Origin of the sequence: Marivita sp., from assembly GCF_017643905.1 — a bacterium.
Classification (GTDB): Bacteria; Pseudomonadota; Alphaproteobacteria; order Rhodobacterales; family Rhodobacteraceae; genus Marivita.
In genome coordinates, this window is the sequence record NZ_JAEPMO010000076.1 from 1 (window position 1) to 21,776 (window position 21,776).

20 protein-coding genes are annotated in these 21,776 nt (G+C 60.5%); 8 read left to right on the top strand and 12 right to left on the bottom strand.

All coding sequences use genetic code 11. The annotated features are described in order from the left end of the window. Both JJ869_RS13065 and JJ869_RS13070 read left to right on the top strand, forming a co-directional pair. On the top strand, positions 1-228 hold a 228-nt coding region (locus JJ869_RS13065), incomplete at its 5' end, for a cupin domain-containing protein (protein ID WP_292267743.1). A gap of 13 nt (positions 229-241) precedes the next feature. Next, entirely contained in the window at positions 242-1,804 is a 1,563-nt protein-coding gene (locus JJ869_RS13070) for a 2-isopropylmalate synthase (protein WP_292267744.1), read from the top strand. A gap of 74 nt (positions 1,805-1,878) precedes the next feature. Here JJ869_RS13070 and JJ869_RS13075 read toward each other — a convergent pair whose 3' ends face one another. Next, a complete protein-coding gene (locus JJ869_RS13075; RefSeq protein ID WP_292267745.1) occupies positions 1,879-4,326 on the bottom strand; it encodes a ligase-associated DNA damage response DEXH box helicase in 2,448 nt (815 codons plus the stop codon). Between the two features lie 102 nt (positions 4,327-4,428). Here JJ869_RS13075 and JJ869_RS13080 point away from each other — a divergent pair, with 102 nt between their 5' ends. Next, positions 4,429-5,658 carry an MFS transporter gene (locus tag JJ869_RS13080; protein WP_292267747.1) on the top strand — a complete coding sequence of 410 codons (1,230 nt, stop codon included), beginning with the start codon at positions 4,429-4,431 and terminating at the stop codon, positions 5,656-5,658. On the opposite strand, the gene JJ869_RS13085 is transcribed toward JJ869_RS13080, so the two are convergent. Next, positions 5,597-6,187 carry a riboflavin synthase gene (locus JJ869_RS13085; RefSeq protein ID WP_292267749.1) on the bottom strand — a complete coding sequence of 197 codons (591 nt, stop codon included), beginning with the start codon at positions 6,185-6,187 and terminating at the stop codon, positions 5,597-5,599. The genes JJ869_RS13080 and JJ869_RS13085 overlap by 62 nt on opposite strands. 380 nt (positions 6,188-6,567) lie before the next feature. Here JJ869_RS13085 and JJ869_RS13090 point away from each other — a divergent pair, with 380 nt between their 5' ends. From JJ869_RS13090 to JJ869_RS13100, 3 genes are all read left to right on the top strand, one after another. Beyond that, complete coding sequence (locus JJ869_RS13090) at positions 6,568-7,602, top strand: capsule biosynthesis protein CapA (RefSeq protein ID WP_366510455.1); 1,035 nt, start codon at positions 6,568-6,570, stop codon at positions 7,600-7,602. Positions 7,603-7,702: 100 nt separating this feature from the next. Beyond that, on the top strand, positions 7,703-8,851 hold the full coding sequence (locus JJ869_RS13095; protein WP_292267751.1) for a polysaccharide biosynthesis/export family protein: 1,149 nt from the start codon (positions 7,703-7,705) through the stop codon (positions 8,849-8,851). Positions 8,852-8,858: 7 nt separating this feature from the next. Then, a complete protein-coding gene (locus JJ869_RS13100; protein WP_292267752.1) occupies positions 8,859-10,883 on the top strand; it encodes a capsular polysaccharide biosynthesis protein in 2,025 nt (674 codons plus the stop codon). Here JJ869_RS13100 and ribD read toward each other — a convergent pair. The 3 genes from ribD to JJ869_RS13115 form a co-directional block, all read right to left on the bottom strand. Further along, on the bottom strand, positions 10,859-11,971 hold the full coding sequence (gene ribD / locus JJ869_RS13105) for a bifunctional diaminohydroxyphosphoribosylaminopyrimidine deaminase/5-amino-6-(5-phosphoribosylamino)uracil reductase RibD (protein ID WP_292267753.1): 1,113 nt from the start codon (positions 11,969-11,971) through the stop codon (positions 10,859-10,861). The genes JJ869_RS13100 and ribD overlap by 25 nt on opposite strands. A gap of 9 nt (positions 11,972-11,980) precedes the next feature. Further along, the gene (gene nrdR / locus JJ869_RS13110) at positions 11,981-12,460 is read right to left on the bottom strand and encodes a transcriptional regulator NrdR (protein WP_292267754.1); all 480 of its coding nucleotides are present in this window, start codon (positions 12,458-12,460) and stop codon (positions 11,981-11,983) included. A 160-nt stretch (positions 12,461-12,620) separates the two neighbouring features. Next, positions 12,621-13,025, bottom strand: coding sequence for a secondary thiamine-phosphate synthase enzyme YjbQ (locus JJ869_RS13115; protein WP_292267755.1), 405 nt, complete (start codon positions 13,023-13,025; stop codon positions 12,621-12,623). Positions 13,026-13,121: 96 nt separating this feature from the next. Here JJ869_RS13115 and yghX point away from each other — a divergent pair, with 96 nt between their 5' ends. Further along, positions 13,122-14,027: a YghX family hydrolase gene (gene yghX, locus JJ869_RS13120; RefSeq protein WP_292267756.1), complete on the top strand. Its 906-nt coding sequence runs from the start codon at positions 13,122-13,124 to the stop codon at positions 14,025-14,027. An 83-nt stretch (positions 14,028-14,110) separates the two neighbouring features. Continuing rightward, positions 14,111-14,785, top strand: coding sequence for an SDR family oxidoreductase (locus tag JJ869_RS13125; protein WP_292267757.1), 675 nt, complete (start codon positions 14,111-14,113; stop codon positions 14,783-14,785). Between the two features lie 57 nt (positions 14,786-14,842). On the opposite strand, the gene JJ869_RS13130 is transcribed toward JJ869_RS13125, so the two are convergent. From JJ869_RS13130 to JJ869_RS13160, 7 genes are all read right to left on the bottom strand, one after another. Then, positions 14,843-15,079, bottom strand: coding sequence for an RND transporter (locus tag JJ869_RS13130; RefSeq protein WP_292267759.1), 237 nt, complete (start codon positions 15,077-15,079; stop codon positions 14,843-14,845). Between the two features lie 7 nt (positions 15,080-15,086). Continuing rightward, positions 15,087-15,368: an HlyU family transcriptional regulator gene (locus JJ869_RS13135; RefSeq protein ID WP_292267761.1), complete on the bottom strand. Its 282-nt coding sequence runs from the start codon at positions 15,366-15,368 to the stop codon at positions 15,087-15,089. A gap of 3 nt (positions 15,369-15,371) precedes the next feature. Then, positions 15,372-17,357, bottom strand: a complete 1,986-nt coding sequence (gene rpoD, locus JJ869_RS13140; RefSeq protein WP_292267762.1) for an RNA polymerase sigma factor RpoD — start codon at positions 17,355-17,357, stop codon at positions 15,372-15,374. A gap of 112 nt (positions 17,358-17,469) precedes the next feature. Next, positions 17,470-19,416, bottom strand: a complete 1,947-nt coding sequence (gene dnaG, locus JJ869_RS13145) for a DNA primase (protein WP_292267764.1) — start codon at positions 19,414-19,416, stop codon at positions 17,470-17,472. 75 nt (positions 19,417-19,491) lie between these two features. Then, positions 19,492-19,794, bottom strand: a complete 303-nt coding sequence (locus JJ869_RS13150) for a hypothetical protein (RefSeq protein WP_292267766.1) — start codon at positions 19,792-19,794, stop codon at positions 19,492-19,494. A 66-nt stretch (positions 19,795-19,860) separates the two neighbouring features. Then, complete coding sequence (locus JJ869_RS13155; protein WP_292267767.1) at positions 19,861-21,297, bottom strand: Glu/Leu/Phe/Val dehydrogenase; 1,437 nt, start codon at positions 21,295-21,297, stop codon at positions 19,861-19,863. 162 nt (positions 21,298-21,459) lie between these two features. Beyond that, positions 21,460-21,776 (bottom strand): hypothetical protein (locus JJ869_RS13160; protein WP_292267769.1); only part of this gene is annotated, 317 nt, incomplete at its 5' end.

Consider the following 21,776-nt stretch of genomic DNA (forward strand, 5'->3'; position numbering starts at 1 on the left):
CACGATGACACCGATGACTTCTTTCTCGTCGTATCAGGCGAGGTCACCATGGAGTACGAAGGGGCCCCATCCGTCACCTTCGGACCCGGCGAACTGGTGATCGTGCCGAAAGGCGTGGTCCACCGTCCGCGTGCAGAAACAGAAGCTCAGGTGTTGCTGATTGAACCGACGGGAGAGCCCAACACGGGCGACAGCGGCGTGCCTCCGGCAGCAAAACCCGCGATCTGAGGATTAAGATGACATGACCAACACAGACAAAGACCGCGTGGTGATCTTTGACACCACGTTGCGCGACGGCGAACAGTCTCCGGGCGCAACCATGACCCATGACGAAAAGCTCGAGATTGCCGAGCTTCTTGATGACATGGGGGTCGACATCATCGAAGCCGGCTTCCCTATCGCTTCGGAAGGCGATTTCCGCGCGGTAAGCGAGATCGCGCAGCGTTCGAAGGATGCCGTGATCTGCGGATTGGCGCGGGCGCAACTGCCGGATATCGACCGCTGTTGGGAGGCCGTGCGCCACGCCAAACAGCCGCGCATTCACACCTTTATCGGCACCTCGCCGCTGCACCGGGCGATCCCGAACCTCACCAAGGACGAAATGGCCGAGCGGATCGAACAGACCGTGACCCATGCCCGCAACCTCTGTAACAACGTGCAGTGGTCGCCGATGGATGCGACGCGCACGGAATGGGATTACCTCTGCCGCGTGGTCGAAATCGCGATCAAGGCGGGTGCTTCGACGATCAACATCCCCGACACGGTGGGATATACTGCGCCGGTGGAAAGCGCCGATCTGATCCGTCGTTTGATCGAGACGGTACCGGGGGCCGACGAGGTGGTTTTCGCCACACATTGCCACAACGACCTTGGCATGGCGACCGCCAACGCGCTGGCGGCCGTTGCTGGCGGCGCGCGGCAGATCGAATGCACGATCAACGGTCTGGGCGAGCGCGCAGGCAACACCGCACTGGAAGAAGTGGTGATGGCGCTCAAGGTGCGACAGGACATCATGCCGTATCACACCAATATCGACACCAAGAAGATCATGCACATCTCGCGCCGCGTGGCGACCGTGTCGGGCTTCCCGGTGCAGTTCAACAAGGCGATTGTCGGCAAGAACGCCTTTGCGCATGAGTCGGGCATTCACCAGGACGGGATGCTCAAGAACGCCGAAACGTTCGAGATCATGCGCCCCGAGGATGTGGGCATCGCAGGCACGTCCCTGCCTTTGGGCAAGCATTCGGGCCGCGCCGCGTTGCGCGCCAAGCTTCGGGAATTGGGTGTCGAGGTGGGGGACAACCAGCTCAAGGATATCTTTGTCCGCTTCAAGGATCTGGCTGACCGCAAGAAAGAGGTGTTCGACGACGATATCCTTGCTTTGGTCACAGCGACGACCGAAGGCGACGACGCGCTGCAGCTTGTGAACCTCAAGGTGGTCTGCGGCACTGGTGGCCCAGCCGAAGCGACGCTTGAGATGGAGATCAACGGCGACGACAAATCTGCCGTCAGCGAAGGTGACGGACCTGTCGATGCGACGTTCAAGGCGATCCGCATGCTGCACCCGAACAAGGCGCGCTTGCAGCTTTATCAGGTGAACGCGGTCACCGAAGGCACGGATGCTCAGGCCACAGTGAGCGTGCGTCTGGAAGAGGACGGAATGATCGCCACCGGGCAATCGGCGGACACGGACACGGTGGTGGCATCGGCCAAGGCCTATATCCACGCGCTCAACCGTCTGATCGTGCGACGCGGCAAAACGGGTAAGGACGTGAAGGAAATCTCTTATCGGGATGTGACCTGAAGGGTGTGCCGGGCTGAAGCCCGGCCGACGCCTGACACGACCATGCAGGCCGGGCATTTGCGCGGCTTACGCCTTTAATAAGGCTCCCGCCATTTCGGCTTGCTTGGTTGCGCCTCGACCTGCGCCAGACCGCTGGTTTCCATCAGCCGCGTGATCTCTTCCTCCAGCAACCGCTCATCCGCCTGCCCCCGCACCGGCACGCGGCCGGGCTCGAGAAACAGCGGCGCCGCCAGCGGCGTGACTCGATCGAGCCGCATCAGGTCGATCCGATCCCCCACCCGTTCTGCCATCTCGCGGATGCGGGCGAAATCGACCAATCCGCGCATCGCCTCTTCGCGGGTGATCTGCATGAGCAGGTGGTCGGGGTCGTATTTCAGCAGCGTGTCATAAAGGATGTCGGATGACATGGTCGCCTGCCGCCCGGTCTTGCGCTGCCCACCCAGATTGCGTTCGATCAGGCCGGCGATGGTGGCGGATGCGCGGAAGGTTCGTTTCATCACCGCGTTGCCCGCCAGCCAACCGTCTAGTCCCGCTTCCAAAGCGACAAGATCGAACAGCGGCGCAGGGTCGATCACCGCATCCAGCCCCCAGATCAGAACGGCGTAATCCGTGGCGACAAAGCCCATGGGGGCCAGCCCTTCTTCCTCCATCCGCTTGGTCAGAAGAAGCCCCAACGTCTGCATCGCGTTGCGCCCGGCAAAGCCGTAGGCCACCAGTTGCTCGCGCCCGTCATGCGGGAAGCTTTCGATCAGCAACCGACCGGGTTCGGGCAGGCGGCTGACCCGACGCTGGATGTGCAGCCAGTCTCGCGTGTGCGCGGGCAAGTCAGGCCAGTCATCCTGCTGGAACATGTGCAGGATACGGTTCGACAACTGGGTGGATGTGGCGAATTTCGTGCCCATGAAGGTGGCGATTTTTGGCTTTCGCCCCGGATCGCGGGTGACCTCGACGGTTAGTTCGCGCAGCCCTTCATAGCGGACGATCTGGCCACCGATCAGGAAGGTGTCGCCCTTGGTCAGAGTCGCGGCGAACCCTTCGTCGATCTCGCCCAGAGGTGCGCCTCCCCGGCCCCTCCATTTGACCTTGAGTGTGTCGGTGTCCTGAATCGTGCCGATGTTCTGCCGAATGCGCGCGGCGGATCGCGGATCGCGCAACTGCCAGCGGCCATCGGGCAATTGCTTGAGCCGCTGCCATTGATCATAGGCCCGCAGGGCATACCCGCCCGTGGCACAAAACTCCACGCACGCATCAAATTCCTTGCGGCTGAGATCGGCATAGGCCCCTGCGCTGGTCATCTCGGCAAACAGCGCATCGGCGTCGAACGGGCCGGAACAAGCGGCAATCAGGATATGCTGGCAAAGCACATCGCGTGGTCCGCGCCCGCGCCAGTCGCCGTCTAGGTCATGCGCCTTGACCGCCTCCAAAGCGGTCACGCATTCGACCACTTCGAACCGGTTGGCAGGCACCAGCAGTGCCTTGGACGGCGCGTTGTAGCGGTGATTGGCGCGCCCGATCCGCTGCACCAGACGTTTGACATTCTTCGGCGCGCCGATTTGGATCACCAGATCCACATCGCCCCAGTCGATGCCCAGATCAAGGCTCCCCGTGCAGACAATCGCTCGCAGGTCCCCCCGCACCATCGCCGCTTCGACCTTTTCGCGCTGTTGCCGGTCGAGCGAGCCGTGATGGATGCCAATGGGCAATGCGTCTTCGTTGGCGAGCCAGAGGTTGTGAAAGAAGATCTCGGCCTGAGCACGGGTGTTGTGAAAGATCAGCGTCGTCTTGTGCTGTTTGACCTGCTCCAGCACCGCCGGAATGCTGTATTTCGCCCCACCCCCGGACCACGGCGGCGGCTCATCAGTGACCAGCATGGCGATGTCCGGCTCGGGGCCCGGATCGGCGACGACGATCTCACAAGGGTCGGGGTGACGCGCAAGCAGCTTTGCAATGGCAGCCGGATCATCCACCGTGGCCGACAACCCGACACGGCGCAGGTCGGGGCACATGGCCTGCAAGCGGGCCAGCGCAAGCATCAACTGATCGCCGCGTTTCGACTCCGCCAGCGCGTGGATTTCGTCCACCACCACACGCTGCACGCCTTTGAACATGCGCGGCGCGTCTTCGTAGCTGGTCAGCAGCGCCAGTGACTCGGGTGTGGTCAGCAGGATATGCGGCGGGTCAGCGCGTTGGCGTTTCTTGATATGGGCTGAGGTGTCGCCGGTGCGGTCCTCGACCCGGATCGGCAGTCCCGCCTCGTCAATGGGGGTGCGCAGGTTGCGCTTGATGTCGGCAGCCAGCGCCTTGAGAGGACTGACATAGAGCGTGTGCAACCCGTCGCGCGGATTGTTCGCCAACTCCACCAGCGTCGGCAGGAACCCCGCCAGTGTCTTGCCGCCCCCGGTCGGCGCGATGAGCAGCAGGCAAGGATCGGACGCCCGGTTCAGCATGTCCTGTTGATGCGGATGAATCGACCATCCTCTTGTGTCGAACCAGGATTGAAGGGAAGCGGGCAAAGCGGTCATGCCCTCTACATATGCCGCTCTTGGGCAAAGAAAAACGTGCAACGCACATTGCAGACCGGATCGGCATGACAGATGGTGCGTGCACTTCCGAAAGGCCAAGACATGCGCACCCCTCATCCGCTTTTGTTGACCCTGACGCTCTATCTGGCAGGGCTTGGCGCGGCTGGGCAGTTCTCAAAACTGGCAGTGAGTTTTGTCGCCCTGACGCAGGTCTATTCCGGCAAGAGCGAAGCCATTCTTGGGCTGGCGGTTTCCCTGATCAGCCTTGTTGGGCTGATCCTTGGACTGGTCGCCGGGATTGTCGTGTCGCGCATCGGTGCGCGGCGGGCCTTGGTGGCGGCGCTGGCCTTGGGGGCCGTGATGTCATTCTGGCAGGCAACCCTGCCGTCGCTCCCGGTACTGATGCTGAGCCGTGTTCTGGAGGGCGCATCTCACTTGCTCATCGTCGTCGCTGCACCGACCCTCATCGCCGAAGCGGTGCCGGATCGGTATCGCCCCGCCGCACTGACACTCTGGAGCACGTTCTTCGGTGTGGCCTTTGCTCTGACGGCCGTCATCGCGCCATGGTTGATCGCACAAGGCGGGCTGTCGCTGCTGATCGGCGCGCATGGGGTCTGGATGACAGTTGCCTGCGGGGCTATTCTGCTGGTCCTGCCGCACCCCGTCATCACGCCCGCGCCAGCCACGCGGATCTCGGTCCTGCGCCGTCATATGACGGCCTACGCGACCCCCGGCATCGCCACACCGGCCTTGGCATGGCTCTGCTATACGCTGACCTTCGTGTCTGTTCTGACCGCCTTGCCGCTGCTGACCGGGGGCACGGCCCCGACATGGCTGGCCGCAATCGCGCCCTTGGTGTCCATCGGAGTCGCTTTGACCGTGGGGGTCGCCATCCTGTCGCGACACCCGGCACAGCCTGTTGTGACACTGGGCTTCGCCTTGTGTGCAGGTGTGGCTGTCGCGATCCTGTTCGTGGGGTTCACAACGGCAACCGTCCTGCTGCTCTTCGCCAGCATGGCCCTCGTGCAAAGCGCGGGCTTTGCCGTGGTGCCCCAGATCAACGCAGATGCGCCATCGCGAGCTTTGGCGAACGGGGCGTTGGCGCAGATGGGCAACCTGGGCAACCTGAGCGGAACGCCCCTGCTGATCGCGCTCTACCAGGGCGCGCCCGTGTTTGGCCCGTTCCTGTTCCTGATCACCGCCTATGGGGGCGGAGTGCTGGTCACATGGATTGTCGGGCGTCGTGCTGTCGCGGCAATGGACGTGTTCGTCAGCCCTGCATCTCGGCCAGACGCGCGACATACCGCGCCAGCGTGTCGATCTCGAGATTGACCTTGTCGCCCACCTTGGACGCGCCCCAGGTCGTAACCTCTTGCGTGTGCGGAATGATGTTCACGCCGAACCGCGTGTCCTCGACCTCGTTCACCGTCAGGGATGTACCGTCCAATGCAACCGAACCCTTGGGCGCGATGAAGCGGGCCAGGCTGCGGGGGGCGTCGAACGTAAACCGCACGCTGTCCCCCTCGGGGCGCATCTCGACAATCTCGGCCAGACCGTCGACATGACCGGACACGATATGACCGCCCAATTCGTCACCGAGCTTGAGCGCCCGTTCAAGGTTGATCGTCTGCCCCTCGACCCAGGCGCCGACATTGGTCTTGTCGAGTGTTTCCGCACTGATCTCCACATCGAACCAGTCCGGCCCTAGCTGCACCACGGTCAGGCAAACACCGCTACACGCAATGGACGCGCCGATGTCGATGCTCTGGGTGTCGTAATGTGTCCCGATCCGGGCCCGCAAATCGCCGCGCCGTTCGAGGCTGCGGATGTCGCCCATGTCGGTCACGATACCGGTAAACATGATCTTGCCCTCACTGACGTCATCCGCGCAAAACCTAGCGGATTTTGATTCTCAGAATGCCGCCTGTTGTGCTAGTCTTCAGGCAGTCCGAGGGATACTGCGCCGACATGACAAACACAACGGGCAAGCCCAAGACCCACGCACCCCGCGTTTTCCTGTTCCTGCAGGGGCCACACGGCCCATTCTTCAGCGAATTGGCAGTGCGCTTGCGGGAGACCGGGGCAAGGTGTTTTCGTGTAGCGTTCAATGCCGGGGACGGATCCCGGTGGCGGGACCGGTCGTCTTTGCTGGATTTTCGAAGCGATCTGTCCGAGTGGCCGGGCACCTTCAAAGATTGGCTCGAAACGACGAAGGCCACGGACCTCGTGCTTTAAGGCGATGTGCGCCGTCACCATTCCGATGCGATCAGGATCGCCAAAGCTGCCGGCCTGACAGTGCATGTGTTCGAGGAAGGGTATCTGCGCCCCTATTGGGCGACCTATGAACGCGATGGGTCGAACGGCCATTCCAAGCTCATGCAGATCACGCTGGAGCAGATGCAGAACGCGTTGAGCCGAACAGCGGATGTGCCCGCCCTGCCACCAGACCGGTGGGGTGATTTGCGGATGCACATGGTCCATGGGGCGCTGTATCACTGGCATGTGCTGTTCCGGAACCAACGCTTTCCGCACTACCGCCCACACCGCGACCAGACCGTCGCCGAGGAATTTCGCCTTCAACTGCTGCGATTGCTGCGGCGGCCCCGCTACATGGTCGAACGCTGGATCACCACGCGCCGCATCCGCACAGGTGGCCGCCCCTATCACGTCGTTCTGTTGCAACTTGAACATGACGCCAGTTTCAGGGCCTTTTCGGATTTCGCCTCACAGACCGACTTCGTGGACATGGTGATCGCAGGATTTGCGCAGGGCGCCCCGTCGCATCACCGGCTGGTCTTCAAGGCACATCCTTTGGAAGACGGGCGCGCGCCCTTGGAACGCACGATCCGAGACAGCGCAAAGACCCAAGGTGTGTCGGATCGCATCCATTTCGTGCGCGGTGGTAAGCTCGCTTACCTGCTGCAAGCGGCGCGCTCTGCGGTGACGGTCAATTCGACCTCGGCGCATCAGGCCTTGTGGCGCGGTCTTCCGGTGCGAAGCTTTGGGGTCAGCGTCTATGACAAACCCGGACTGGTATCGCATCAGCCCCTGCCCGATTTCTTTGCCGATCCATCGCCCCCTGACCCCAACGCCTACGCCATCTATCGCCAATTTCTGCTCGAAACGAGCCAAATTCCCGGCGGGTTTTATTCCACCAAGGGACGGTCCCAGTTGTTGCGTCAGGTGGTCGACAGGATGCTGTCGCCCGACGATCCCTATGACCTCCGCTTGGAGCGCCGCGAGACCGGTGCGCAACAGTTGCGTGTCGTTCGCTGAAATGCACCAGCCCTAGTACTGGCCAAACTGACTGGATTCCGGTAACTTACCTGAAAAATATAAACCGAGGCAGTCAATAACTGGTCGAGGAGACCGAGCAGTGTTCAGTTCAAAATTCCGGTGGGCGCGGTCCATCGCTGTGGTGCTGTCGGCATCGGTGTTGGCGTCCTGTGGCCTGCCGGGTGTTGGCCCCACTAAAAATCAGATCTTTGCCGGTTCGGTTCAGCGCGAGGGCGATGCCTTTGTCGTGGCCATCAACGACCGTGTGACACGTACGACTGCGGTTGTCCCGGCATTGGGCTTTTCCGACCATCTGAAAAATGCAGGCGTGCAAAGCGCCGATATCATTCGACCCGGTGACGTTCTGGGCCTGACCATTTGGGAAAACGTCGATGATGGTCTGCTGGCCGGGCCGACCGCCAATGCGACCGCGCTGGAAGGTGTGCAGGTCGATGGATCGGGCTTTATCTTTGTCCCCTATGCCGGGCGCATCAAGGCCGCGGGCAATACGCCCGAGGCCATTCGCCGGATCATCACCGAGAAACTGCAGGAACAGACTCCGGACCCACAGGTCGAAGTTCGCCGCACCGCCGGTGATGGCGCAACCGTGTCGATCCTCGGGTCCGCCGGGGTTCAGGGCGTGTTCCCGATCACCCGCCCGACACGCACACTCGCCGCAATGCTGGCCAGCGCGGGTGGGATCGGCGAAGCGGCAGAGATTGCACAGATCACGCTGACACGCGGAAATGTCAGCGAAACCATCTGGTTCGAAGACCTGTACGACCATCCGCAACTGGACATCGCCCTGCGCGATGGCGATCGCATCCTGATCCAGGCGGATCAACGCTCCTTTACTGCGCTTGGCGCTGCAGGGACGCAAACGCGTTTGACGTTCGACACGCAGACCTTGTCGCTGGTCGAGGCTTTGGCGCAGCTTGGCGGGCTAAGCGCATCCACCGCAGACCCGACAGGTGTCTTTGTCTTCCGCAATGAACCTGCCGAAATCGCAAACGCAGTCCTCGGCCGGAACGATCTGGTTGGCGCACAGCGCCTGATCTACGTGATGGACCTGACAGAGCCGAATGGTCTTTTCATCGCCCGCGACTTCCTGATCCGCGATCGTGACACGATCTACGTGACCGAGGCACCGATCGTTCAGTGGAACCGCACCATTGCGTCGATCACCGGTACGCTTGGAAGCGCACAGAGCCTGGGGAGTGTAGCCACAGGCGGGACGACCACAGAGTAACGGGGCGATGCAGCCTCCGAAAGCATGGACAAACGCCGGGGAGGAGACTTCCCGGCGTTTGTACGTCTACAATTCCGGTTTCCTGACCCAAAGCCGGGTCAAACGCATTCTCGACCTTGCGGGGTGGTCCGTTTCGCTGGGCCGACCGTCAGGCGATGATTGGGTCGGCGTCTGGGGTGCTGCCCCAAGCGCAGAGCGGGGGCTCGCCGTGGCCGAGGGCCGCGATACGCCGGTGCTGCGCGTCGAAGATGCATTCTTGCGCTCTTTGCATCCGGGACGCGTAGAGCGCGAACCTCCTTTGGGACTGGTGCTGGACAAGACCGGTCTGCATTTCGATGCGTCTCAACCGTCCGACTTGGAGCGCCTGTTGATCAATGATCCGCTGGACGATTCCGCGTTGCTCAACTCAGCTCGGGACCTGATGGGGCGGATCCAACGGTCGCGCCTGTCGAAATACAGCGCCTACGATCTTGACCTGACTGTGCCCGAGCCGGGCTATGTACTGGTGATCGATCAGGTGGAAGGCGATGCCTCGGTGCTGGCCTCGGTGCCCGGGGCCGACATGGCGCGCGCCCGCTTTGCCGAGATGCTCTACTACGCTCAGACGGAACACCCGGCAGCGCGTATTCTGATCCGGTCACATCCTGAAACGCAGGCGGGCAAACGGCAGGGACATTACACCCAGGACCAGGCGCAGGGACGGATTTCCTTTGTCGATGGCGCGTATGCCCCGATGGACCTGCTCGAAGGGGCCATCGCGGTTTACACGCTGTCCTCGCAAATGGGGTTCGAGGCGATCCTTGCAGGCCACAAACCCCGCGTATTCGGAACGCCCTTTTACGCCGGGTGGGGGCTGACGGAGGACGAACATCAATTGATCCGCAGACAGCGCAAGCTGACCCGCGCGCAACTGTTTGCGGGGGCGATGATGCGCTACCCGGTCTGGTACGATCCCTATCACGACCGCCTGTGCGATCTGGAGCGCGTGATCGGAACATTGGAAGCGACGCAGCGCGCCTATCTTGAAGACAGGAACGGTTGGGTCGGGCGCAATATCCGCTTGTGGAAACGCCCCCATATGCAAGCGATGTTCGGCAGCCAGAACCCCATGCGGTTCGGTGGGGCGCATCCGACCGAAGGCGCCAAGGTCATGGCTTGGGGCATGGCTGCGAAAGACGGTGAAGTTTGCGTCGAAGACGGGTTCATCCGGTCGCAGGGGCTTGGCGCGGAACTGGTTCCCCCTCTGTCGCTCGTTCTGGACGAGACCGGCATCTACTACGACCCGACCCGGCCATCGCGGCTCGAGACGCTCATCGCACAAAGCATCGACTTACCGGATCACGCGCTTGCCCGTGCCCGTGGGATCATCCGGCGCATCCTGATCGAGCAAGTGACCAAATACGCGACGGGTGTTCCATCAAAACCATTGGACATGGAGGGCAAACGCCCTGTCCTGTTGGTTCCTGGACAGGTCGAAGACGACGCGTCAGTGATCATCGGGAGCCCCGAAATTCAGACCAACGCAACCCTTCTCAAAAGGGTTCGCGACGCGAATGCCGAGGCGCATATCCTTTACAAACCGCATCCTGATGTGGTGGCTGGCCTGCGGCCCGGTCTGGTTGCCGATGCGACCCAATGGGCGGACGAGGTTGTAACCGACATCCCGATGGCGCACCTTTTGGCACAGGTCGATGCGGTCTGGACGATGACATCCCTCACCGGGTTCGAGGCGTTGCTGCGCGACGTGCCCGTAACAACGCTGGGGTTACCGTTCTACGCCGGATGGGGACTGACGACAGATCTCTGCCCCACTCCAACACGCCGCGGTAAGGTCGTCACGCTCGAGATGTTGGTGCATGCGGCGCTGATCGACTATCCGCGCTATTTCGATCCAATCACCAAACAGGCTTGCCCGATCGAAGTGGCACTGGATCGACTGGGGGCTGGAGGTGTTCCTTCGTCCAAGCGATTGCGCCTGCTGGCAAAGGCCCAAGGCGTGATGGCCAGTTATGCGTGGCTTTGGCGGCGCTGACGCGTCCAGCTTTGCACCACGTCATCGCCACTTTGCCGCAAGGATTTGAGCTCAAAACGCGGGGCATCCGCCAATTTGCCCAGACCCAAAGCACCCAGCGCGGGACGGCCCTCGGCCCCGATCACGACACCGCCCATATGCAGATCAAGCCCGTCCACCACATCAGCGGCGAGAAGGCTTGCGGCCAGTTCGCCACCACCCTCGCAGAACACGCGGGTCAGACCGGCATCCCCTAGCGCCTGCATGAGAGCGACAATCTCGACCTGCCGCCCATGCAAAGGCACCTGGATCAGTTTGGCTCCTCGGCTCAACCAAGCTTGCCTGGCATCCTCTGGCGCGTTGTCTGCATGACACAACCACACCGGCGCGATGTCCACACTGCGGGCAAGATTGCTGTTGATGGGCAGGTCAAGCCTGCGCGACACGACGATGCGCACCGGTTGCCGGGGCACGTCAATACCCCGAACCGTCAGCAATGGATCGTCCGCCCGTACGGTCCCGGCCCCCACCATCACCGCATCATGCGTCGCGCGAAGGCGATGAACGTAGGCGCGGGTGTCCGGTCCGGTAATCCACTGGCTGTCGCCGCTGGCGGTGGCAATCCGCCCGTCAAGGCTTGTGGCAAGCTTCAGCGTCAGCAGCGGGCGCCCGCTTTCGATGCGGTTGAAGAACCCGGCGTGGTCCTCGGCCGCCTCATCGGCACAAACGCCGGTCGCCACCTCGACACCCGCCGCGCGCAAACGGTCAAAGCCTTGGCCCGATACACGCGGATCGGTGTCCACAAACGGGGCCACGACCCGGGCAATTCCGGCGGCGATCAGCGCATCGGTGCAGGGCGGGGTTTGGCCATGATGGGCGCAAGGCTCCAGCGTGACATAGGCCGTAGCACCCCGTGCTGCCGCGCCTGCCTGCGCCAAAGCCTCGGTCTCGGCATGCGGGCGGCCGCCCGGTTGGGTCCATCCCTCTCCGACCACCATCTCGCCTTGAACAATGACACAGCCCACCGCAGGATTGGGCCATGTGTTGCCCATCCCGCGTCGGCCCAGTTCCAACGCCCGGTGCATATGGCGCGCATCATCCGGGCGCATGGGACAGCGTCACTCTTCAGATTTGGGTTTGTCTTTTTCGTTCGGGCGCAATTCGCTGACGAATTTGTCGAAGTCGTCGGCTTCCTGGAAGTTCTTGTAAACACTCGCAAAGCGCACATAGGCGACCGTGTCGATACGGGCGAGTGTCTCCATGACGATCTCACCGATCTGTTTCGATGCGATGTCGGTCTCACCAAGGCTTTCCAGACGGCGCACGATGCCGGAAATCATCTGGTCGATCCGTTCCGGATCAATCGGACGTTTCTGCATTGCCATGCGGATCGAGCGTTCCAGCTTGTCGCGATCAAAATCCTCGCGCCTGCCGCTTGTCTTGATGACAACGAGATCCCGCAATTGAACGCGTTCATAAGTTGTAAATCGGCCTCCGCAGGCCGGGCAAAAGCGTCTGCGCCGAATGGCAACATGGTCCTCCGCAGGACGACTGTCTTTCACCTGAGAATCAATATTTCCGCAAAACGGGCAGCGCATTGGCCATTCCCCTCTTTTTTCGTCTCTGCCTCAGACTGTGGGTTATTCCCACTTATCCACAGTCACTATAGGTGAGCCGCGAAGTTTTGGGTAGAGGGGAATTCAAGCCGCAAACTGTGGTGGTCCGGATGCATCATATCCGGGGTTTGTCCAGCGGTTCTCAGCGAAGATGCGCCACCACCCGGCGGGTATGGGGCGCGTTGCGATGCTCGAACAGGTAAATGCCCTGCCACGTTCCCAGCGCCATGCGCCCGTTCAGAACGGGAATAGACAGGCTGACTGGAAGCAGCGCCGCCTTGATATGGGCGGGCATATCGTCAGGTCCTTCGTAAGTGTGGGTCAGGTAGGACATGGATGGATCAGTGGTTGGCGGCACCAGCCGATGAAAAAAGGCGGCCAGATCGGTCCTGACCTCGGGGTCCGCGTTTTCCTGGATCAGAAGGCTGGCCGACGTGTGCTGTATGAACAGCGTGAGAACGCCACTGCCCGCAACCCAGCCAGCAACCTCCTCGGTGAATTCGTAGAGGCCGGGCCCGGTTGTGTTTATCTGAAAAACGGTCTGCATAAATGAACAATAGCCGCACCACCGCAGAGCACTATCCTCTTTCCCACGGACGCGGGCTGCAAAAGGCGACGCGACGGTGTCACAGGGAGATTTGCCATGAACGAGATTACCCCGACCAAACGCATGACGGCCAAGGACTTTGATCAGGAGTTGCTTGAGCTTTACGATTATTACGCACACGGCCAGATCACCAAGCGCGAGTTTCTTGATCGTGCAGCCAAGTTCGCGGTGGGCGGCCTGACGGCAGCGGCACTGCTGAACATGATGTCGCCGAACTATGCTTTGGCCGAGCAGGTGAGTTTCAACGACCCTGACATCCTGCCCGAATACATCATGTATCCCTCGCCCAACGGCCATGGCGAAGTGCGCGGCTATCTGGTGAAGCCTGCCAACCTGACGGGTCCGGCACCCGCTGTTGTGGTCATCCACGAGAACCGTGGTCTGAACCCATACATCGAAGACGTGGCGCGCCGCGTGGCAAAAGCCGGCTTCATCGCTTTGGCTCCCGATGGGCTGACAAGCGTCGGCGGCTATCCGGGCAACGATGCGGAAGGGCGCGAATTGCAGCGTACGGTCGATGGCGAAAAGCTGATGAACGACTTCTTTGCAGCTTACGAATTCCTTGCCGGGCACTCGGACACCACCGGCAAAGTGGGCTGTGTCGGGTTCTGCTACGGCGGCGGCGTCTGCAATGCGATGGCCGTGGCCTATCCCGAACTGGGTGCCTCTGTACCGTTCTATGGCCGTCAGGCCAATGCAGCAGATGTGCCCAAGATTCAGGCCCCACTGCTGATCCATTACGCCGAACTGGACGAGCGCATCAACGAAGGCTGGCCTGCATATGAGGCTGCGCTGAAGGAACACGGCAAGACCTATACCGCCCATATCTATCCGGGCGTGAACCATGGTTTCCACAATGACAGCACGCCCCGTTATGACGAAGCGGCGGCGGAACTCGCTTGGGATCGAACGATCGCGTTCTTCAACGAACACCTGAGCTGAACGGATCGGAGGGTCCGGGGGAACCCGGACGGTCCTCTTCGGGTTGGTGATCTGACAACAGACACCAATCCGAAGGACACTTCATGACACGCAAGACCCTTTTCATCACCGGCGCCTCAACCGGCATCGGCGAAGCAACCGCGCGCGCAGCAGTCGAACACGGTTGGAATGTCGGCCTCTTCGCACGGTCAGAGGACAAGCTGACCGCTCTTGCCGATGAATTCGGTGACTACGGCGTGGCCCTTCCCGGTGACGCAACCGATCTTGCCTCGCAGACCGACGCATTGGCCAAGCTGGCCAACACTTTCGGATCAGTCGATGCCGCCTTCGCAAACGCCGGCACCGGTCTCAGCGTTTCCGGCACCGATGACGGCGACCCGGAGGAATGGCAAACCATGGTGCAACTGAACATCATGGGTCTGCTCTGGACGACCAAGGCGGCGATGCCGCATCTCAAAGCCTCCAAAGGTCACCTTCTGATGACCGGCTCGGCTGCCGGCCGTCGCCATATCAAAGGGTCGGTCTATGGTGCGTCGAAATGGTTTGTGCATGGGTATGGCGGCAACATCGCCGAGGAAATGCGCGACTGGGGTGGGCGTTGCACGGTCATCGCACCGGGCATGGTGGATACCCCGTTCTTTGACGATGCGAAGCCCGACAAGCTGAAGCCCGAAGACGTAGCACGTTCGGTTCTCTTTGCTTTGGAAGCCGACCCGCGTGCGACCATTCAGGAAGTGTTCCTGATGCCGACGAACTAAAGAGCGGTTTCGCTTACGTGGCAAACGACAAGACCCCCTGCCACTTGGTTGGGGGTCTTATTTCGCCGGCGTGGTGCCTCGAAGGGCCAGTTTGAGCACCAGCAGTGCCCATGGCGTGCCGTGAAGCAAAAAGTCAAATATATCTAACGGTTGCGTCAGTTGACCGGAGACCAGCATCTCGAGCTTTTCCCAAATGTGCGGCTCGGGCACAAATGGGGCAAGTCCAAGCGTTGCACACACCAAGATGAGGATGGACCACGGCAGATAGGCCGTCAGGGTCCGAACGCGGTTCATTCAGTGATCACCGGAAAATCGTATCGCCCTGCTGGTCCACCAACATGCGCGCCTTGTCCATCGACGCTTTCGCGGCTGTGTCGAAATCCTGCAGCGTGTCTGCGCGCATCATGAAATGCGATTTGACCTCGCCGTCGATCTCTTTCTCGATGCGGGCACCAATGCGCCACGACCCGCCATCTTTGACCGGTTCGGCATAGATCGTGTAGCCGTTATGGGTCTCGGCAGGGGCCGAAGGCGGTGTGTTTGATCCACCGCCTCCGCCAAAGAGTTTCTTGAGAAACGACATCGCTTACTGATCCAGGAACGACCGCAGCTTGCGCGACCGGCTGGGATGCTTGAGCTTGCGCAGCGCCTTAGCTTCGATCTGACGAATACGTTCGCGCGTCACGCTGAACTGCTGACCCACTTCCTCAAGCGTGTGGTCGGTGTTCATGCCAATGCCAAAGCGCATCCGCAGAACCCGTTCCTCGCGCGGAGTCAGCGACGACAGAACCCGTGTCGTGGTTTCCTTGAGGTTTTCCTGAATGGCGCTGTCCAAAGGCAGCACGGCATTCTTGTCCTCGATGAAATCGCCAAGCTGGCTGTCTTCCTCGTCCCCGATGGGGGTTTCGAGAGAGATCGGCTCCTTGGCGATCTTCATCACCTTGCGCACCTTCTCCAAAGGCATCTGCAGCTTTTCGGCCAGTTCCTCCGGCGTCGGTTCGCGACCGATTTCGTGCAGCATCTGGCGGCCGGTGCGGACCAGCTTGTTGATCGTTTCGATCATGTGGACCGGGATACGGATCGTGCGCGCCTGATCCGCGATGGAGCGGGTGATCGCCTGACGGATCCACCATGTGGCGTAGGTCGAGAACTTGTAACCGCGGCGGTATTCGAACTTATCGACCGCCTTCATCAGGCCGATATTGCCTTCCTGAATGAGGTCGAGGAACTGCAAACCGCGGTTGGTGTATTTCTTGGCGATCGAAATCACGAGACGCAGGTTCGCTTCGACCATTTCCTTCTTGGCCTGACGCGCCTCTTTTTCGCCCTTCTGGACCTGTGCGACGATGCGACGGAATTCGCTGATGTCGAGACCGACATACTGACCAACCTGCGCCATGTCGGCGCGCAGTTCTTCGGCTTTGTCCAGCGAGCGTTCAATGAACATCTGCCAGCCACGCCCCGCCTTTTCGGCCATTTCGTCCAGCCAGTTCGGGTCAAGTTCGCGTCCGCGATAGGCGTCAATGAATTCGCGGCGGTTGATGCGGGCCTGATCGGCCAGCTTCACCATCGCAGAGTCGATGGACATGATGCGCTTGTTGATGCCGTAAAGCTGGTCAATCAGCGCTTCGATGCGATTGTTGTGCAGGTGCAGTTCGTTCACCAGCACGACGATTTCGGAACGGAGCTTCTGATACCGTTCTTCATCGCCTTTGCTGAAGGATCCATCCTCGTTCAACGTGGCCGAGATACGGTTGTCCTGCATGCTGGCCAGTTCTTCGTAGTCCTGCGCAATGCGATCCAGCGTTTCGAGCACGCGCGGCTTGAGCGCGGCTTCCATCGCGGCCAAAGACATGTTGGCCTGTTCGTCCTCGTCATCATCGTCTTCGCGGCTGATCGGGTTGCCGTCGGCATCCAGTTCCTGAGTGTCGTTCGACTCGCTGTCGGACGACGTGTCGCCACCGGCAACCACACCGGGCGCCACCACTTCGTCGTCACCCATCTGGTTGCCGAACGTGGTTTCAAGGTCAATCACGTCGCGAAGCAGGATGTCTTCGCTCAGAAGTTCTTCGCGCCAGATGGTGATCGCCTGGAAGGTCAGCGGGCTTTCGCAAAGCCCGGCAATCATCGTATTGCGCCCGGCCTCGATCCGTTTCGCAATCGCGATTTCGCCTTCACGGCTCAGCAGTTCGACGCTGCCCATCTCGCGCAGATACATGCGAACCGGGTCGTCGGTACGGTCCAGCTTTTCAGCTGTCCCGGACGCCAGCGTGATTTCACCGGGCCGAGCTGTCTGAACAAGGTCTGTTGTGCCCTTGTCGTCATCGTCCTCGGAATCCTCGTCATCTTCGGTGACTTGGATTCCCATCTCGGACAACATGGACATAACATCCTCGATCTGGTCGGAACTGACCTGATCGGGAGGCAATACCTCGTTCAGCTGATCATAGGTGATGTACCCGCGCTCTCTGGCTTCAGCGATCATTTTCTTGACCGCTGCTTGGCTCATGTCGAGGCTTACATCGTCATCGCGATCTTCGGTCTTGGCGTCGTCGTTATCTTTGGCGGCCATGGATGCTCCTGTCGAGGCGGGGCGATTCGATTGACCCGAATCATTAGCGCGAAATGGTGATTCGCACACCCGTTTACCTTTTTTTGTTTACGCGTTCCTTAGCAAAACACTGTCAACTCCGGGGTTTCTCGAAGCGAATGGTTTCCATCAAAGCGGCAAATGCGCTGCGTTCTTCTCGATTGATCGGGGCCCCGTTTGGACCAAGATCGTATTCAGCCTTGTCTTCGGACTGCGCACGTTGCGCAATTTGGCGTGCTGCGGCTGCCTGTCCCAGTCGCCATGTCAGCGTTTCATCTGCCGGACCATACAAGTCTTCGGCCGCTTCGGCAATTTCCGCATCCAGACCAGTGCCCGCCTCCAGTTTCGCCAGCTCTTCTGCAATGGTCAAACGGGCCGTTTCACGATCTCCGGGATTACGAAGGCATGGTGTGATGGCCACATGGCGTGCACGGCAGAGCTTTTCAAGGGCGGGCTCGCCAAGTTGCGCATCTACTGCGGCCTGAACGACATCCGCAGGTTCGCCAGCGTGGCGCAAGAGGCACGTTCTGATCGTTGCGTGATCGGGGTCAACACAGGACATATCCTCGATCTGGCTTTCAAATTCCGAAATCAGATCAGGCGTAACAATCAGTGCCGCAAGGATCACCGCCTCACGTAAACGGGTCTCGACACCTGAGCCACCGGCAACCAGCATGGACGCCCGCGTTCCTTCTACCGGCTTTGAGGGCACGCCTGCACCAAACCGGCGTGCCGGTGTGTTGTCACGTTTGGCAGGCGACCGGAACAGATCCCACCGCAAGCGCTTGATCTCTTCACCGTAGTGGCTGCGCAGCGACGCGTCCTGGATCGTGCGGATGCGTTCTCGAAGCGTCTTGTCGAGCGCCGCCTTGCGTTCCGGGCTGTCAAAAACCCGTCCCTCGGTTTCGCGCCGCCACAGCAACTGCACCATGGGCTGTGCTGTTTCCAGCAGAAGGCGCATCGCATCGCGCCCTTCGGACCGGATCAGGTCGTCCGGGTCCTTGCCTTCCGGCAGCAGCACAAAACGCAGGGATTTGCCCGCTTCCAACAGCGGCAGGGCCGTATCAATCACACGGTACGCCGCGTTCAGTCCGGCCTTGTCGCCGTCCAGCGCCATGATCGGCTCGTCCGTGATGCGCCAGAGCATCTGCAACTGGGTTTCGGTCACAGCCGTGCCCAAGGGTGCCACCGCCGCCTCAAACCCGGCCGAAGCCAGCGCGATCACGTCCATATAACCTTCGGCCACGATCAACGACTGACCTTTGCCCGCTGCCTCGCGCGCGGGCCCCTGATTGTAAAGCGTCCGGCTTTTGTCGAAGAGCGGTGTTTCCGGGCTGTTGAGGTATTTCGCGTTGTCGTCCGGGTCCATCGCCCTGCCGCCAAAGGCAATTGTCCTGCCACGCGCATCGCGGATCGGGAACATGATGCGGTTGCGGAAGGTGTCGTAAGGTTTGCCACCTTTCTGCGACGGTTTCGCCAACCCGACTTCGATGATCTTGTCCGGTGCGATCCCCTGCCCGGTCAGATGGTCCCAAAGGGTTTGCCAGCCCGGTGCAGCAAAGCCGATGTCGAACCGGTCCTGCGTCGCGTCATCCAGACCGCGTCGCAGAAGATAATCGCGGGCGTCCGACCCTGCCCCGCCGCGCACTTGAAGCCGGAAAAAGCGTACAGCCTTTTCCATGATTTCGACCAGCTGTGTCCGATGGTCTGCCTTTTCCTGCGCCTTCGGATCGCGGGCAGGCATCGGCATCCCCGCCTCGGCTGCGAGGATCTCGATCGCCTCCATGAAACTGACATTCTCGGTCTCGCGCACAAACGAGATGGCGTCGCCCTTGGCGTGACAGCCGAAGCAATAGTAATAGCCCTTGCGGTCATCGACGTGAAAACTGGCGGACTTTTCCTGATGAAACGGGCATGGCGCCCACATGTCGCCTTTGGCTTGATTGGACTTGCGCGTGTCCCAAAGCACCTTGCGCCCCACCACCTGAGACAGGCTGATGCGGGTGCGCAGATCATCCAGAAAATTGGGTGGCAGACTCATTCCAAGAATATCGGGTTTCGAGGGCCGAGAGTCCAGTGGCCCAGCAGCCCGGAGCGGGCGTCGTTGCGGACAGAGTTACTGTGAAATGCAGGTCTGATAAACCGCATTGCTGACTTCGGGCGTCAGCTTTTCCTCGGGCAACGAATAGATCCAACTGACGAGGTTGACCGTGAGCACTTCGTCATTCTTGGACATGTTGGGGATGCCGCGCAAAACCCGGCGTTCCGCCCGCCGTTCATTCGAGCCGTTCTTCCGCTCGGTCATGATGTTTGTCGCGATCTGCCCGATCTTGCGACACTCGGCTTCCTTGTCCTGCGCCATGGCCGGAACCGACAGGCTGATGGTCAGAGCAAAAGTGGCAAGCAAACTGCGGATCATGGACGTCCTCGTGAATTGGGCCGGGTCTGGTCAACACCTAACCCAGCCCAATCACATTGTCATCCGTCAGAGCCCCTTGGCCCGATACGCTGCTGCGACCTTGGTGATCGCCACGATGTAGGCAGCGGTGCGCAGGTCTTCGACGTCGTCGCGCCCGTGCCAGACTTCGCGCATCGACTGGTAGGCGATCCGCATCGTGTCATCGAGTCCCGACCGCACCAGTTCAAGCTCGTCCGCACCGCGAAGGTACTTCTGCTTGAAGTCCGGCGTCATCGACCACTTGTCGCCAAGCATGTCATCAAGGCGCTGCAATTCGTCGATGACCAGCTGGTGCCGCGCTTCTTCCTGACGGCGCTGCATCCGGCCAAAACGAATGTGGCTCAGGTTCTTGACCCATTCGAAATAGGATACCGTCACACCACCTGCGTTGGCATACATGTCCGGAATCACGACCGTTCCCTTGGCCCGCAGAATGTCGTCGGCGCCTGCAGTAATCGGACCGTTCGCCGCCTCGATGATCAGCGGGGCCTTGATACGGGCCGCGTTGGTCAGGTTGATCACCCCTTCAAGCGCCGCCGGGATCAGGATGTCGCACTCCGCCTCGAGCACATCTGGCCCTTCGGCGGTATGGCGGGCATCCGGATAGCCGGTCACGCCGTCATGCTTGACGATCCAATCGCGAACCGCATCGACGTTCAGGCCCGCTTCATTATAAAGCGCCCCATCGCGTTCGATGATGCCGATGACCTTGCACCCGTCTTCTTCGGACAGGAACTTGGCCGCGTGGTAGCCCACATTCCCCAAGCCCTGAACGACAACCCGTTTGCCATCAAGCGTACCGGACAAACCGGCCTTCTTGATGTCTTCGGGATGACGGAAGAACTCCCGCAGCGCATATTGAACGCCACGACCAGTCGCTTCGACCCGTCCGGCGATCCCGCCATTGTTGATCGGTTTGCCGGTGACGCAGGCGCGCGCGTTGATGTCGGTTGTGTTCATTCGGGCATATTGGTCCGCGATCCACGACATCTCACGTTCGCCTGTTCCCATATCGGGGGCGGGCACGTTCTGGGCCGGATGGATCAGATCGCGCTTGGCCAGTTCATAGGCAAAGCGGCGGGTGATCTGTTCCAACTCGTATTCATCATATTCGCGCGGGTCGATCCGCAGACCACCTTTGGACCCGCCAAACGGGGCTTCGACCAAGGCGCATTTGTAGGTCATCAGCGCGGCAAGCGCCTCAACCTCGTCCTGATGCACCGACGGGGCATAACGGATGCCGCCCTTGACCGGCTCCATATGTTCGGAATGAACCGAGCGGTACCCCGTGAACGTCTTGATCTGGCCGCTCAACCGCACGCCGAACCGGACAGTATAGGTCGCATTGCAAACCCGGATTTTTTCTTCAAGACCGGGCGGGAGATCCATCAGCGCAACCGCGCGATTGAACATCAGGTCGACTGACTCCCGAAATGTCGGTTCATTGGCTGGTATCGAGCTCATGTATTCCTCCCGAGCTTTTGCACTTCGCCGCGTTATTCCACCAGCCTATGACAGCTTGGTTAACTTTATAACGCTTTATCTGAGACAAGGTTTAGAGAACGAAATGGCGAAATGTGGCCAACTGTTTCACACGGGGCATCAATAAGGCCTTTAGGCACTGAATTATCCATAAAAAACAATACGCTTCTTATTTTCTTCACATTTCCAGCCGCAATCCCGCCGCGTTTCGCCCTCACATCTTCCAATATCTAAGTGGGGTGTCAGACCGTCCTGAAAGGGCGGGGAAGAGGTAACAAATGATCGGATTAAGCAACCTTCTGCCAAGGGTGCGGACCGAGATGGAGTTATGGCTGAATCTGGTGTCTGGGCGGTTTGAATGACGGCGGTGCATCTGGTTGGTTTGTTGTTGCGACACAAGCCACCATCCAAAGGAGCACCACCATCATGGACGACGCTACCATCATCGATTTTGCGGGTCG